The organism is Vogesella indigofera, from assembly GCF_003633895.1.
Classification (GTDB): Bacteria; Pseudomonadota; Gammaproteobacteria; order Burkholderiales; family Chromobacteriaceae; genus Vogesella; species Vogesella indigofera.
This window is the reverse complement of record NZ_RBID01000011.1, coordinates 323,414-337,829: the sequence shown is the minus strand read 5'-3', so window position 1 is coordinate 337,829 and position 14,416 is coordinate 323,414. Positions and strand designations below refer to the sequence as shown.

Below are 14,416 nucleotides of genomic sequence, written 5' to 3'. Positions count from 1 at the left end.
ACCGGGAACAGGCAATATGGAAAAGACCTATCATGGCAGTTGCCATTGTGGGGCGGTCACCTTTGAAGCAGACCTCGACCTGAGCCAACCCACCTACCGTTGCAACTGTTCAATCTGCCGACGCACCCGCTTCTGGCCCGCCATCGCCCGGGCCGGGCAGTTCCGCCTGCTGACCGGGCAAGCCGAGCTGACCCAGTACCTGTTCAATACCCGGAAAAATCAGCATTACTTCTGCAAACACTGTGGCGTGCGTTGCTTCGGCATCGGCACCGAGACCCCGACCGGCCTCATGTATGGCGTCAATCTGGGTTGCCTCGACGATGTCAGCGACACAGAACTGGCACAAGCCCCCATCACCTATGTGGATGGTCGTGACGAGCACTGGGATCGGCCGCCGGCGGTGTTTGCCCACCTTTGAGGATAGTCATGACTCATCAAGCTCAAGCCCGCATTGCCGCTACCTACATCCGCGGTGGCACCAGCAAGGGCGTGTTCTTCCGCCTGCAGGACCTGCCCGCCAGCTGCCAGCAGCCTGGCCCGGCGCGCGATGCGCTGTTCATGCGCGTGATCGGCAGCCCCGACCCCTACTCCGCCCACATCGACGGCATGGGCGGCGCCACCTCCAGCACCAGCAAGTGCGTGATCCTGTCCAAAAGCACCCAGCCCGATCACGACGTCGACTACCTGTACGGCCAGGTCGCCATCGACAAGGCCTTCGTCGACTGGAGCGGCAACTGCGGCAACCTGTCCACCGCTGCCGGCGCCTTCGCCATCCACGCAGGCCTGGTGGACCCGGCACGCATTCCGGACAACGGCGTGTGTGTGGTACGCATCTGGCAGGCCAATATCCGGAAAACCATCATCGCCCACGTGCCAGTGACCAATGGCCAGGTACAGGAAACCGGTGATTTCGAACTGGACGGTGTCACCTTCCCGGCCGCCGAGATCGTGCTGGAGTTCATGGATCCGTCGGATGACGGCGACGACGGCAGCGCCATGTTCCCCACCGGCAAACTGGTGGACGAGCTGGAAGTCCCCGGCGTCGGTATCTTCAAGGCCACCATGATCAGCGCCGGCATTCCCACCGTGTTCGTCAACGCGGCCGATATCGGCTATACCGGCACCGAGCTGCGCGAGGCCATCAACAGCGACCCAGCGGCGCTGGCCCGCTTCGAGGCCATCCGCGTGGCCGGCGCGCTGCGCATGGGCCTGATCAAGACCGCGGAAGAAGCCGCCACCCGCCAGCACACGCCAAAAATTGCCTTCGTGGCACCGCCGGCCGACTACACCGCCTCCAGCGGCAAACAGATTCAGGCCGCCGACATCGACCTGCTGGTGCGCGCGCTGTCCATGGGCAAGCTGCACCACGCGATGATGGGTACCTGCGCGGTGGCCATCGGCACCGCCGCCGCCATTCCCGGCACGCTGGTGAACCTGGCGGCCGGTGGCGGCGAACGCAGCGCGGTGCGCTTTGGCCATCCGTCCGGCACCCTGCGCGTGGGCGCAGAAGCGGTGCAGGAAAACGGGCAATGGAAAGTGACCAAGGCCATCATGAGCCGCAGCGCCCGCATCCTGATGGAAGGCTGGGTACGCGTGCCCGGCGACATCCTGTAAGCAGCGGCAAGCCGTCACGCCCCGGGCCACACCGTTGCGGCCAACCTTGCCGATAGTGCACGACCGAAACAGGCCGGCTCACCCACAAGTGAGCCGGCCTCTGTCTTGTTCACGACGACCACTGGCGGATAGCACGCCAGCAGCATTCTCGCGCCCATTCAGGCGTGTTAGATTCGGCACCTCAGCGCACAACCGCAGCGATTACCCATGAAAAAACATCTACGGATGGCCGGCTGGCTGCTGGCCGCACCACTGGCCCTCGCCAGCCCCGGCAAACTGGTGATCCTGCTCGATGACAGCACCGAGATGCCACTGGCCAGCCTGCAAGGCGCCACACTGCTGGCCGGCATTCATCTTGACCTGGGCCAGGCGCTGGCCAGCGAACTGGGCAAGCAGGCCAGTTTCCGGGTATTGCCGCGCAAGCGGATCAGCAGCAGCCTGCAAAACGGCGATGCCGACCTGGTGTGCCTGTACCTGCCCGAGTGGCTGCCCGGCCCATTCCGCTGGTCCCGGCCGTTCCTGCCCAATGCCGACCTGCTGGTTACCCGTCGCGACCAGCCACGCCCCGGCAGCATCGCCGCGCTGGCCGGACAAAGCATCGGCACCATTCACGGCTTCCACTACCCGGAACTGGAAGCCCACCTCGGCAGCAACCTAGTCCGCGACGACGCCCCCAACGCCAGCAGCAACCTGAAAAAGCTGGAAGCCGGCCGCACCCGCCACGCCGCCGTCAACCAGCTCTACCTGCGCTACCAGCAAAAACTGGGACAGTTACCGGTCGCACTGCACCCGCCGTTGGTGCTCAACAGCTACCGCGCCGGCTGTGCGCTATCCCGCCACAGCCGGATCAGCCTGCCGCAACTCAATCGCGCCATCGCCCGACTGCTGCACGACAACACCGTACCGCGCATCTTGGCAAAATACCGCTAGCTGGCCGCCGCCCGGCAACGCAATCGGCCTCGACCATCACCCCGGCAGCGCCAGCCGCCCGCCACTCTTCTCGCCGCAGCAGTACGCCTGCGGTTCGACCGCGGCGCCGCTCGGCGCTAGAATCGCAGGCTGTTCACAAGGAAAACACCATGCAGCAGATCATCGATTTCATCCTGGAACTGGACAAACTGAAGGGCGTCACCCGCAAGACGCGGCCGCTGGGGCTGGAACGGCAGGAAAACTCCGCCGAGCACAGCTGGCAGATCGCGATGCTGGCGGCGTCGCTGGCACCGTACGCGGCGGAGCCGGTCGACATCAGCCATGTGGTGGCGATGCTGCTGGTGCACGACATCGGCGAGATCGACACCGGCGACACCATCGTCTACGCCGAAGACGGCTGGGAAGAGCGCAAGGCGGCGGAGCTGGCGGCGGTGACGCGGATTTTCGGGCTGCTGCCGGACACGCAGGCGCAGCGTTTCATGTCGCTATGGCTGGAGTTCGAGGACGGCGAGACCGCCGAGGCGCGCTTTGCCCACGCCGCCGACCGCGCGATGCCGGTGCTGCTGAACCTGGCCAACAACGGCCAGAGCTGGCGCGAAAACGGCATCAGCCACGCACGCGTGGTACGGCGCATCGGCCCGCCGATCCGCGAAGGTTGCCCGGCACTGTGGGATTACCTGGTCGAGCGGCTGGCCCACGCGCAGCAACAGGGCTGGTTCGGCGCGGACTGAACACCTGCTCAATGTCTGCCGCAACGGAGCTCAATGGGACGATCCGGCGTTAAAAACGCCTTCGCATGCTGGTTTATATCCAGTTAAACGCCGCTTCCTCAGTCGTTTTTGCCTTGTCTCGCCCTGGCTCGCGAGACTTTGAACCGGTTCCGAGCACACCCCGAAAACACACAGGCCCGGCACAACTGCACCGGGCTTGTTTGTCTGTGTACCGTCTCGCCCTCCGGCGCAAGCAGCGGTCGCGACTGCGGCCAACGTTGGCCGCAACGACGGGCTTTGTTCAGGCCCAGATGCGGCGCATCGCGGCCTCGACATTGCGGCAGTCGTCGTAGTCGACCCGCCCCTGGATGCTGTAGTCCGGCAGTGAGGTATTGCGCGCCTCCGGCGACGCCATCGGCATGCCCTGGCGGTTGTACAGGCAGTAGGCCTGCGGCGCGTTATTGGTGCTGCGCTTTTTCACCACCGCGATTTCGCCGTTTTTCAGCTTGACGATGGTGCCGGGCGGGATCAGCCCCAGCGCCTTGATCAGCTTCTGGATCAGCGCATTGTCCAGCTGCTGGCTCTGTCCGACATACAGGTCACGCATCGCCGCCATCGGGAAGTAGGCCTTGGGCCGGTACGGCCGCGGCCGGGTCATCGCGCAGTAGACATCGGCCACCGCCAGCAGGCTGCCATGCAGCGAGATGGCGCCGCCGGACAGGCACAGCGGGTAGCCGCTGCCGTCCTGCCGCTCGTGGTGCTGCAATACCGCTTCCAGCCACAGCTCGTCGTCGACGCCGATGTCCTTGAGGATGGCGCAGCTGGTGATCGGGTGCTGGTTGATCTCGCGGCGTTTTTCCTCGGTCAGCCCGCCACTGTGGTTGGCCAGACTGTAAATGCCAATGTCGTGGGTGAGCGCGGCGCAGATCAGCGAATGCTGCTGTGCCTTGTCCAGACGGCCATCGGCTTCGGCCAGCAGCGCGCTGACCACGCCCACCGACAGGTGGTGGCGCAGCGCATACTCGCCTTCGTGAAACAGGTGGATGGCGGCGATGGCGGCTTCCGGGTCCTGCAGGCAGGCGGCCTGCAGGCGGCCGGCCAGCGAGCGGATGCGGGTGATGAACTGGTCGCGATGGACATCGGCCTGCTGGTCGACCAGCATCGCGTTCAGCGTCACCGCCGCGTGCTGCACCAGCGCGAACACCGGCTCGCGCAGCTGTTCCGCCCGCGGCGTGCTGGCAGCCGGCGCCACCGGCGCGGCACCGGGCACCACTTCCTTGTGGCCCATGGCCAGCAGTTTTTGCTTGGCGCCGGGGTCGCGCAGCACCGAGCCCTTGTTCAGCAGCAGATGGCCATCCGCGTTGTACACCGCCTGCTCCAGCGGTTTGCCCAGCATCACATCGGCGGGCGAAAGCTGTTTGAGTGCCATGGCAGCCACTTCCTCTTGAAACAATCGGCCATTATTAATTCCAAATGGCATGGCTCGCTTGATCTGCGTCAATCACGGGAAAGGGCTGTCGCGATATAGCGACGTCATGAATTGACGTGGCATGACCGACGTGGCGGCAGGTGTCAGCAGCGTGACGCCTGGTCTGATTTTCCGGGAATAGCGGCGTGCGGCCAACCTTGCCGTGGCGGCTGGGGGCAACAACAGGCCTGGGAAACGGCAGCGGACAACACGTACTGACCGACAGGTCACCAGTCAGCAACACAGGGCGAACGACAGCCACCCCGGCTGCCGGCCGCCGCCTCAGCGCTGGCGGCGCTTGTTGCCGCGCTCGGTCAGCAAAAAGGCGGGATCAAGGTCGAACAGCATGCCGGTGCGCCCGGTCTGCGACTGGCAGGCGATCAGCATCGCCCGGTTGATCGCTTCTTTCTTGCTGACCCCCCACCACTCGATCATCTTGTCGAGCGCCTTTTGCGCGTCGCGCGACAGCTCCACCGTCACCGACAGTTCCTGCAGGCGGTTGCGACGCAGCTCGCGCGAACGACGCTTGCGCTCGGCAGCCGTCATCGCGCGCTCGCCCAGCGGCTTGCGCCCGGGTTTGGCGCGGCTGCCGCCGATTAGGTCCATGGTGTAGTGGTCGCAGGGGTCTCGCATGCCGGGGCGGGGTAATTTGAAAGGGGCGCAAGGATACCACGAAGCCAGCCCGCGGCGCGAACGCCCGCGCAATATGACAAAATGGCACAAAAACAAGAACGATTCTCGATTAAATTGACCACACCAACTGCGAGTGATTATCATGAATCCTTCGTTTTTCACTCATTACTCAGCCGGATTCCATCATGCGCAAAACCCTGCTCGCGGCCGCCTTGCTCGGCGCCCTGCTCTCTCCTGTCCACGCCTCGGCCGCCGAGGTCAGCCGCGAGGCAGTGGTACAGCAATACAGCCAGATCGTGTTCGCCAGCTACGAAGATTCGCTGCTCACCGCCAAGGCACTGCAGAACGCGATCAACGCCTTTGTCGCCGCCCCGAGCGAAGCCGGCCTGAACCAGGCACGCCAGGCATGGTTGGCCGCACGCGAGCCATACGGCCAGACCGAAGCCTTCCGCTTCTATGGCGGCCCGATCGACGACGCCCGCGGCCCGGAAGGCCAGATCAACGCCTGGCCGCTGGACGAAGCCTATATCGATGGCGTCAAGGGCAAGCCGAGCGCAGGCGTGGTCAACAACCGCAAGGTGGTGATCAGCAAGAAGCTGCTCAGCTCGCTGAACGAGCGCGGCGGTGAAGAAAACATCTCCACCGGCTACCACGCCATCGAATTCCTGCTGTGGGGCCAGGACTTCGACAGCAACGGCGCCGGCAAGCGCAGCTACACCGACTTTGTCGACGGCCAGGGCAACAACGCCGACCGCCGCCGCGAGTACCTGAAAACCGCTACCGAGTTGCTGGTCGACGACCTGAGCTATCTGGTTGCCGCCTGGCAGCCGAACAGCAACAACTTCCGCGCCAAGTTCGAGAAAAAACCGGACGCGCTGCGCCAGATGCTGGTCGGCATCGGCGTGCTGTCGCGGGCAGAACTGGCCGGCGAGCGTATCGAAGTAGCACTGGACAGCCGCAACCAGGAAGACGAGCACTCCTGCTTCTCCGACAACACCCACCGCGACATCGTCACCAACGCCCGCGGCATCCAGAACGTGTGGCTGGGCGAGTACACCCGCGTGGACGGCAGCCAGCTCAAGGGCGCCAGCCTGCGCGACCTGGTCGCCGCCAGCAATGCCAAGGCAGCCGAGCGCGTGAGCGCGGACATGGCCGCCACCCTGACCCGTGCCGAGGCGATCAAGGCGCCGTTCGACCAGGAAATCGTCAACAAGGACGGCCGCAGCCGCGTGCAGGCCACCGTCGCCGCGCTGAAGAAACAGGCCGCAAGCCTGGTGGAAGCCGCCAAGGCCATCGGCATCAGGAAGCTGAACGTCAACGGCTAAGCGCCCTTGCCGTCAACCACCGATATCCCCGCCCGGCTTACCGGGCGGGTTTTGCCTATCCGGAACACACCATGACACAACTCTTTCTGCGCCCCGCCTCGTGGCTGGCCGCCGGCCTGATCCTCGGCGGGCTGGTCGGCTTCACCTCGCTGCCGGAGCTGGCGCCATACCACGACGGTGACGAGAAGCTGGGCGGCGACACCACCGTGTACGAGACCGGCCGCAACGCGTTCTCGCTGTCGGCGGCCAATATGGCGTCCGAACGGCAGACGCGCTTCTTCGTCGGCAACTCCTTCTTCAAGAAGGCCTGGGTCGAGGCGCCGTCGTCAACCACCGCCCGCGACGGGCTGGGGCCGCACTTCATCGCCCGCTCCTGCGGCGCCTGTCACGCGCTGGACGGCCGCGGCGCACCGCCACTGTTCGAGAACCAGCTGCAGGCCGAGCAACCGATGGCGCTGCTGTTCCGCCTGTCTGTCCCAGGTAGCAACGGCCCGCAGCCGGAGCCGAACTACGGCGGCCAGTTCAACAACGACGCCATCCCCGGCGTGAAGCCGGAAGGCAAGGTGCAGGTCAGCTACCAACCGCTGGCGAGCAGTTTCCCCGACGGCGAGCCGTTCGAACTGCTGCAGCCGCAGTACCGCTTTACCGAGCTGGGCTACGGCCCGCTGCACCCGCAAGTGCAGGTGTCGCCACGCATCGCGCCGCAAATGATCGGTCTGGGCCTGCTGGAGGCGATCCGCGAACAGGACATCCTGGCCAACGCCCGCACGCAGGCTGCGGCCGACCTTGGCGTGTCCGGCCGCGCCAACTACGTGCACGACGCCTACGCCGGCAAGACCCTGATCGGCCGCTTCGGCTGGAAGGCCAACGTCGCCACCATCGCCCACCAGTCTGCCGGCGCCTTCAACGGCGACATCGGCATCACCTCGCGCCACTTCCCGCAGGAAGAGTGCCTGCCCGCGCAGCGCGACTGCCGCCAAGCCGCACGCGGCGGCACGCCTGAAATCCCGAAAGACAAGCTGGACGCGGTGATCTTCTACAGCCGCACGCTGGCGGTGCCGGCGCAGCGCGAGGCAGACAGCGCCGAGGTGCGACGCGGCAAGTGGCTGTTCAACCAGGCGCAGTGCAGCAGCTGCCACGTGGCCAGCTACACCACCGGTACGCTGCGCGGCCTGCCGGAAGTCTCCGGCCAGAAGATCAGCCCCTACACCGACCTGCTGCTGCACGACATGGGCCCGGGCCTGGCCGACGGCCGTCCCGACGGGCTGGCCACTGGCCAGGAGTGGAAAACGCCGCCGCTGTGGGGCATCGGGCTGTTTGCCGACGTCAACGGCCACACCCGCTACCTGCACGACGGTCGCGCGCGCAACCTGGGCGAAGCCATCCTGTGGCACGGCGGCGAGGCCGAGGCCGCCAAGCAGCGCTTCATGGCCTTCGACAAGACCGACCGCGCCGCCCTGCTGCGCTTCCTCGAATCCCTTTGAACCTGAAGCCGGCGCCTGCCCTGGCACCGGCTTCGGCGGAGCAATCATGCAACTGAAACCCATCCTGACCCTGTCGGCCTTGCTGCTCGCCGGCGCAGCCCACGCCGACACCGCCGCGCCGCCTGACGCAACGCCGCGCTACGTGCAGTACGTGCTCAACGACACCCTGCTGCCGCGCTACCAGCAGCTGGCAGACGCCAACCGTGCGCTGGCCAGCCAGCTGCAGCAAAGCTGCGCCCGGCCGGACAATGCCGGCCTCGCGGCGGTACGCCAGCAGTGGCAACAGGCCTACGGCAGCTGGATGCGCGTCGCGGCGCTGAACTGGGGGCCGACGGCGCAGCTGCGCAGCCAGCGCACCATCGCCTTCAGGCCGACGCGCACCGCGCTGGTCGACAGCGCGGTCAGCCGCAGCGCCGCGCACGAGGCCGACGTCTTCGACACCACCGGCACCGCAGCCAAGGGCTACACCGCCATCGAATACCTGCTGTACCGCCCCACGGCCAGCCTGGCCACGCCCGGCGTCTGCACCTGGCTGCAGCGCAACGCCGACGAACTCGGCGGGCACAGCGCCGAGCTGCAGCGCCAGTGGCAACGCTTTGCCGCGCGTATTGCTGCCGGCGAAACGGCCGACGACCTGCCGTCCAGCCAGCAGGCGCTGGAGGAGATCATCAACCTGACGCTGGCCGGCAACAACGAGCTGCACAAGGAATTGTCGCGGCTTTCCAGCCAGAAGCCGGAGCTGGTCAGCGGCCAGCGCAGCCACAGCGGCAAGCGGCTGCTGCAGGCGCAGTTCGACCTGCTGCAACAGCTGTTGATCGGCGGCAAGGGCAAGGACTTCGCGCTGGCGCAATTACTGGAACAGGCCCAGCAGCAGGCGCTGGCGCAGCAGCTGCGACAGCGGGTAGCGGCGGTGGGCAAGGGACTGGCGCAGCTGCCGGACGACCTGGTGCAGGTTGGCCGCAGCGGCAAGGAAAAGGCGGCGGTGCAGGCGCTGGCTGCGCTGCTGACCCTACTGGAAGGCCCGGTCGCCGACAGCCTGGACATCACCCTCAGCTTCAATGAATCCGATGGCGACTGATCCGCAACGCCGCCGCCTGCTGCAGGGCGTGGCCGCCACGCTGCTGGCGTGGCCACTGCGCAGCCTGGCCGGCGAGACAGCGCTGCAGCTGCTGTCGGCCTACGACGTTGGCCGCAACGAGCACCGCGTCGGCGCCGCCGGCCGCAGCACAGCCGCCACCCTGCCGCAACGCGGCCACCACATCGCGCTGCTGCCCGGCCGGCCGCACGAGTGCCTGGTGTTCGCGCGCCGCCCCGGCAGCTTCATCGCGCGCCTCGACTGGCACAGCGGCGAGACACTGGCGTGGTACGACTATCCCGACGACCGCCACGGCTTCGGCCACGGCATCGTGCTGCCCGGCGGCGTGCTGGTCACCACCGACAGCAATATCGACAGCGGCGACGGCATTCTGACCCTGCGCGACGCGCTGACGCTGGCACCGCTGCGCGAGCTGCCGTCCGGCGGCATCGGCCCGCACCAGCTGCTGCCGCTGCCTGACGGCCGCATCCTGGTCGCCAACGGCGGCATCCTGACGCTGCCGGAGAGCGGCCGCATCAAGCTCAACGTGCACAGCATGCAGCCCAGCCTGGACATCATCGACCTCAACGTTGGCCGCAGCGTGGCGAGCTTCCGCCTACCGGACAACAAGCTGTCGCTGCGCCATCTGGCGGCGGTGGCCGACGGCCACTACGCGGTAGCCCTGCAGTACGAGGGCGAAGGCAGCGCGCCTCTGGCCAGCCTGTGGCACGAAAACAGCGGGCTGCGCAACCTGCTGCTGCCGCCGGAACTGGCCGCCACCTGCAACGGCTACGCCGCCAGCGTGGCGGCGACGCCGACCCGCATCGCCTGCACCGCCACCAAGGGTGACCAGGTGGTGTTCTGGTCCGGTGCCGGCGAGTTTCTGGGTGCGGTGGCACTGAGCAAGCCGGCCGGCATCGCCGCGACACCGGACCAGCGCCACTTCATCGTCAGCAACGAGCTGGGCGACATCGTGTGGATCGACAGCCAGCAGCTGCAGATCGTCGCCGCGCGCAGCCAGCACTTCCCGGTGAAGTGGGACAACCATCTGGTGCTGTTGTGATTTGAGGCCGGTCAACACGGGTTTAACCGTGGCGCCGGCCCTAGTCGTCCACCGGCAGCGCCGGCAGGCCGTGGCGCGCACGGGCGCGATTACAGGCGCGCTCGTAGATGCCGACATCGGCCAGCGCGCCGAATTCGCGGCACGGCGACGGCCGGTCGGCGTAGATGCTGCAGCTGACCGACTCGCCGACGGTGCCCTGCAGCGCGACACAGCGCAGGGTGTGCTCGTCGGTGCCGCACATGCGCATGGTGTTGCCGATCTCGACCACCGCCATGGCCGGCGGCACGCCACGGCGCTCGGGGCCGGCCAGCTCGGCGCGGTGAAACGACACCCGGAACGCGGCGCAACAGGCGCCGCAACTGGTACAGGAAACAGGATAAGCGGCCATCGGCTATCTGGAATGCGGTGAAAATGGTAAAAGTACAGGTATTACCGCAACCTGGCCATCGCCGCAAGTGACGCAACCGACCCGACCACAGCTGACCGCCGCCGGCCTGGTGTTCCCGCACCCGGAGCACGGCATCGCCAACCTCGCCGCCCGCCTGCACGGCAGCCACAGCCCCTGCCCGCCGCTGCAGCACCCGTCGCTGGCACGACTGGAGCAGGCGCAAACCATCATCCTGCTGGTCATCGACGGCATGGGCTGCCAGCAGCTGGCCGAGCTGTCACCCGGCGGCTGGTTGCGCCAGCAGCAGACGCTGGCGCTGACGTCGGTGTTTCCCAGCACCACCACCAGCGCCATTACCACTTACCTCACCGGGCTGCCGCCCAGCGTGCACACCCTCACCGGCTGGCACCTGGCGGCGCCGGAGGTCGATGCCGTGGTCACGCCCTTGCCGCTGACGGTACGTCACCGCGGCCACCACACCCCGGACGACCCGGCCGAGCTGGCGCGCGCGGTGTACCGCACGCCCTCGGCGCTCACCGGGCCGCGGCGCCAGATCGTGCTGCAGCCGAACTACATCCTCGACTCCGCCTACAGCCTGCACCACGGCGGCAGCGCAGCGCGCCAGGGCTGGGCGTCGTACGAGGACCTGTTCCGCCAGCTGGACACGCTGCGGCGCGAGGCGAGCGCGCCGCAGTTCATCTACGCCTACATCCCGGACCTGGATTCGATCATGCACCACAAGGGCACCACGCACCCGCGTTGCCGCCAGCTGTTGCAGCGTATCGAAGCGCACTGCGCCGCCTTTGCCGCCACGCTGTCCGGCCGCGACGCCGTACTGTGCATCAGCGCCGATCACGGCCAGATGGACATCCCGCCGCCGCGCCTGCTGCAGCTGCGCGATTTCCCGGAGCTGGCCGCCTGCCTGCGCCAGCCGCTGTCCGGCGAACCGCGGGTGGCGTTCTGCCACGTGAAGCCGGAACGGCTGGCGGACTTCCCGCAGCTGGCCGCACGCCTGCTCGGCCATGCCGCGTGGTGCCTGCCGGCGACGCAGCTGCTGGACGAGGCCTGGTTCGGCCCCGGCGCCGACGTAAACGACCCGAGGTTGGCCGCACGCGTCGGCGACTATGTGCTGCTGCTGAAAGAGGACTGGGGACTGCTGGATTCGCCGGCCGACGCCCCGCTGCCCAAACTGCTGGGCAACCACGGCGGGCTGTCTGCCGCCGAGATGATGGTGCCGCTGATCGTGATTGACGGAAAAGAAGGAGTAGCAAGTGATGAGTGACCCGACGATACGCCGCGCCGGACACAACGACCTGACCGCACTGGCGGTGCTGTTTGACGAGTACCGCCAGTTCTACGGCGAAAGCAGCGACCGCGAGCTGGCACGGCGCTTCCTGCAGGCGCGCATGACCAAGAACGAATCGGTGATTTTCCTGGCGGAACACAGCAACGGCGAGGTGCTCGGCTTCTGCCAGCTGTACCCATCGTTCTGCTCGCTGGCGGCGGCGCCGATCTACGTGCTGTACGACCTGTTCACCCGGCCGCAAGACCGCCAGCGCGGCATTGCCAGCGGCCTGCTCGGCCACATCGAACGCTACGCCCGCGACAACGGCTTCGTGCGACTGGAACTGTCCACCGCCCGCGACAACCAGGCCGCGCAAAAGCTGTACCACACCAAGGGCTGGGTGCGCGACGAGGTGTTCCTGCACTACGGCAAGGCGACCCTGCCGCAGGAATAGGCGTCGCTAACAAAACCCCTGGTTCTGTATTACGCCGCCTTGGCTCAGCTGCGCGGCGAGGTTTTGTCAGCGACCCTGAACCGGTCTGACTGCCGCCGTTGGCCGCCTCACTGCGGCCAACGTTCGCGCCACTGCTGCAGGTCGCGGCGCGTGATGCTGCCGGGAAACACCACCCGTTCGCGCACGCTGTCGTCGGCCTCGCCCAGCTTCATCAGGCCGAAATCCAGCTGTGCGCCACCCAGGTCCGGTGGTGTCACCACCCCCATGCGGTCCAGCCATGTCGACTCCAGCCCGGCCTTGATGTATTGCTGCGGCTGGCGCAGCACCTGACGCAGGTAATCCAGCTTGCCCGGCAGCGACAGCTGTTTGCCCATCACCGTCAGTTCCGCATCCAGCTGCTGCAAGCGTTGCGGCAACTCGGCGTCCTTGACGTCATCGCGGCCGCGCAGCGCATCGGCGTTGATCAGCGTCTGGCCGCCGGCCGCCAGTCGCAACAGCACGCGCTGGCGCTCGGCCTCCAGCTGCTGACGGCGGGCATCGAACAGCGCCACCCGCCGCGCCAGGTCGCGACACAAGGCGTTGAACGCCTCCATGCCGGCCAGTTGCCGCAGATTTTTCAGGCTGTCGTAGGCTGCCACCACACGGTGCTGCTCGAAACTGATCACCTGCTGCGGCACGTCGTTCTGCACTTGGCCATCGGGCAGCAGCTGGCTGCCGAGGCGCTGGCGCGCCTGTGGCTGCATGACCAGCAGCAGGTAGGCAGTGTCGGGATTGGCTGGATGGGAGAAATACTGTTGCAGCGCCTCGCTGCCCTGCAGCACGCGGCACAGGCTTTCCGGCGACGCGAACAGCAGACCGACGCGGCGGTCGGTGGTGTAGCCGGCGGGGCTGAGATCCAGCGGCGCCGGCAGGTGCTCGATCAGCTCGCTGGCGTAGCGCAGGGTGTCGCGCACGCCGCGCTGCAGCTGTTGCTGGCTGCGCGGCAGCAGCCGCACCTTGGGATCGACCTCGTCGATCAGCCGCTCCACCGCCTGCGACACCTCCTGCCGCCCCCAGGGGCCGCCGCCGCCCAACCACCGCTGCAAAAAGAAGCTCATCACCCTGCCCGCTTTATCGTGACTGTGTCCCTGCCGGCTGCGTGAAATGGCGACCAACAAGGTTGGCCGCAAGGCCAGGAATCAGGAGAACTGTTCGTCCGCCGCCAGGTAGCGCCACTTGCCGGTCGGCAGGTCGCCCAGCATCACCTTGCCGATGCGGATACGCTTGAGGCCGACCACGTGCAGGCCGACGGCCTCGCACATGCGGCGGATCTGGCGCTTCTTGCCTTCCTTCAGGATGAAGCGCAGCTGGTCGTCGTTCTGCCACCACACCTTGGCCGGGATCAGCGCCTTGCCGTCCAGCGACAGGCCGTGGTTGAGCAGGCGCAGGCCTTCGTCGGACAGCTCGCCCTCGACGCGCACCAGGTATTCCTTTTCCACATCGGAGGTCTCGCCGATCAGCTCTTTCGCCACGCGGCCGTCCTGGGTCAGCACCAGCAGGCCGACCGAGTCGATGTCGAGGCGGCCGGCCGGTGCCAGCCCTTTCATGTGGTCGCGCGAGAAGCGCAGCCCGGACTTGTCTTCTTCCCAGTGGTTGTCCGGCGTGATCAGCGCCGCCGCCGGCAGATAGCCCATCTCGGCCTGGCCGGAGACGTAGCCCATCGGCTTGTTGATCAGGATGGTGACGCGGCGTTCCTGCGCCTGGGTCATTTTCTTGTCGAGCTGGATGTCGTCGCCGGTCACCACCTTCTGCCCCAGCACCGCCACGCTGCCGTTGACCTTGACCCAGCCCTGCTCGATATAGCTGTCGGCCTCGCGGCGAGAACAAAGCCCCATTTCAGCCATGCGTTTTGAAAGTCGTACGGGTTCCATTCTTCACTCCGGAGTAGCGTCAGGCCGCTGGCGGCACCGCGCGTGTAATAACAGGCCGCGTATTGTAGTGAGCGCCG

15 protein-coding genes are annotated in these 14,416 nt (G+C 66.9%); 10 read left to right on the top strand and 5 right to left on the bottom strand.

Going from position 1 to position 14,416, the window contains the following annotated elements:
• Positions 1-16: 16 nt before the first annotated feature.
• From C8E02_RS03930 to C8E02_RS03915, 4 genes are all read left to right on the top strand, one after another.
• Complete coding sequence (locus C8E02_RS03930; RefSeq protein WP_120809727.1) at positions 17-418, top strand: GFA family protein; 402 nt, start codon at positions 17-19, stop codon at positions 416-418.
• 8 nt (positions 419-426) lie between these two features.
• Entirely contained in the window at positions 427-1,614 is a 1,188-nt protein-coding gene (gene prpF, locus C8E02_RS03925) for a 2-methylaconitate cis-trans isomerase PrpF (protein WP_120809726.1), read from the top strand.
• 207 nt (positions 1,615-1,821) lie between these two features.
• Positions 1,822-2,544 carry a substrate-binding periplasmic protein gene (locus C8E02_RS03920; protein WP_120809725.1) on the top strand — a complete coding sequence of 241 codons (723 nt, stop codon included), beginning with the start codon at positions 1,822-1,824 and terminating at the stop codon, positions 2,542-2,544.
• Positions 2,545-2,693: 149 nt separating this feature from the next.
• Entirely contained in the window at positions 2,694-3,275 is a 582-nt protein-coding gene (locus C8E02_RS03915; RefSeq protein WP_120809724.1) for an HD domain-containing protein, read from the top strand.
• Positions 3,276-3,555: 280 nt separating this feature from the next.
• Here C8E02_RS03915 and C8E02_RS03910 read toward each other — a convergent pair whose 3' ends face one another.
• Both C8E02_RS03910 and C8E02_RS03905 read right to left on the bottom strand, forming a co-directional pair.
• A complete protein-coding gene (locus C8E02_RS03910) occupies positions 3,556-4,683 on the bottom strand; it encodes an HD-GYP domain-containing protein (protein ID WP_047966289.1) in 1,128 nt (375 codons plus the stop codon).
• Between the two features lie 321 nt (positions 4,684-5,004).
• Entirely contained in the window at positions 5,005-5,355 is a 351-nt protein-coding gene (locus C8E02_RS03905) for a hypothetical protein (RefSeq protein WP_047966290.1), read from the bottom strand.
• Between the two features lie 185 nt (positions 5,356-5,540).
• On the opposite strand from C8E02_RS03905, the gene C8E02_RS03900 reads away from it, so the two are divergent.
• The 4 genes from C8E02_RS03900 (at position 5,541) to C8E02_RS03885 (ending at position 10,302) form a co-directional block, all read left to right on the top strand.
• Entirely contained in the window at positions 5,541-6,680 is a 1,140-nt protein-coding gene (locus C8E02_RS03900) for an imelysin family protein (protein ID WP_120809722.1), read from the top strand.
• Positions 6,681-6,751: 71 nt separating this feature from the next.
• Positions 6,752-8,164 (top strand): di-heme oxidoreductase family protein, encoded by a 1,413-nt coding sequence (locus C8E02_RS03895; protein ID WP_120809721.1) that lies wholly within the window; start codon positions 6,752-6,754, stop codon positions 8,162-8,164.
• Positions 8,165-8,210: 46 nt separating this feature from the next.
• Positions 8,211-9,242: an imelysin family protein gene (locus C8E02_RS03890; RefSeq protein ID WP_120809720.1), complete on the top strand. Its 1,032-nt coding sequence runs from the start codon at positions 8,211-8,213 to the stop codon at positions 9,240-9,242.
• The gene (locus C8E02_RS03885; protein WP_170152092.1) at positions 9,232-10,302 is read left to right on the top strand and encodes a DUF1513 domain-containing protein; all 1,071 of its coding nucleotides are present in this window, start codon (positions 9,232-9,234) and stop codon (positions 10,300-10,302) included. The genes C8E02_RS03890 and C8E02_RS03885 overlap by 11 nt, the downstream gene beginning before the upstream one ends.
• 40 nt (positions 10,303-10,342) lie before the next feature.
• On the opposite strand, the gene C8E02_RS03880 is transcribed toward C8E02_RS03885, so the two are convergent.
• On the bottom strand, positions 10,343-10,690 hold the full coding sequence (locus tag C8E02_RS03880; RefSeq protein ID WP_047966294.1) for a YkgJ family cysteine cluster protein: 348 nt from the start codon (positions 10,688-10,690) through the stop codon (positions 10,343-10,345).
• 67 nt (positions 10,691-10,757) lie between these two features.
• Between C8E02_RS03880 and C8E02_RS03875 the strand changes: the two genes are divergently transcribed.
• Together C8E02_RS03875 and C8E02_RS03870 are read left to right on the top strand one after the other, a co-directional pair.
• The gene (locus tag C8E02_RS03875; protein WP_120809718.1) at positions 10,758-11,972 is read left to right on the top strand and encodes an alkaline phosphatase family protein; all 1,215 of its coding nucleotides are present in this window, start codon (positions 10,758-10,760) and stop codon (positions 11,970-11,972) included.
• Positions 11,965-12,429: a GNAT family N-acetyltransferase gene (locus C8E02_RS03870; RefSeq protein ID WP_120809717.1), complete on the top strand. Its 465-nt coding sequence runs from the start codon at positions 11,965-11,967 to the stop codon at positions 12,427-12,429. The genes C8E02_RS03875 and C8E02_RS03870 overlap by 8 nt, the downstream gene beginning before the upstream one ends.
• Before the next feature lie 107 nt (positions 12,430-12,536).
• Here C8E02_RS03870 and C8E02_RS03865 read toward each other — a convergent pair whose 3' ends face one another.
• Both C8E02_RS03865 and C8E02_RS03860 read right to left on the bottom strand, forming a co-directional pair.
• On the bottom strand, positions 12,537-13,526 hold the full coding sequence (locus C8E02_RS03865) for a hypothetical protein (protein WP_147424427.1): 990 nt from the start codon (positions 13,524-13,526) through the stop codon (positions 12,537-12,539).
• Positions 13,527-13,607: 81 nt separating this feature from the next.
• The gene (locus tag C8E02_RS03860) at positions 13,608-14,339 is read right to left on the bottom strand and encodes a pseudouridine synthase (RefSeq protein WP_120809715.1); all 732 of its coding nucleotides are present in this window, start codon (positions 14,337-14,339) and stop codon (positions 13,608-13,610) included.
• Positions 14,340-14,416 lie beyond the last annotated feature (77 nt).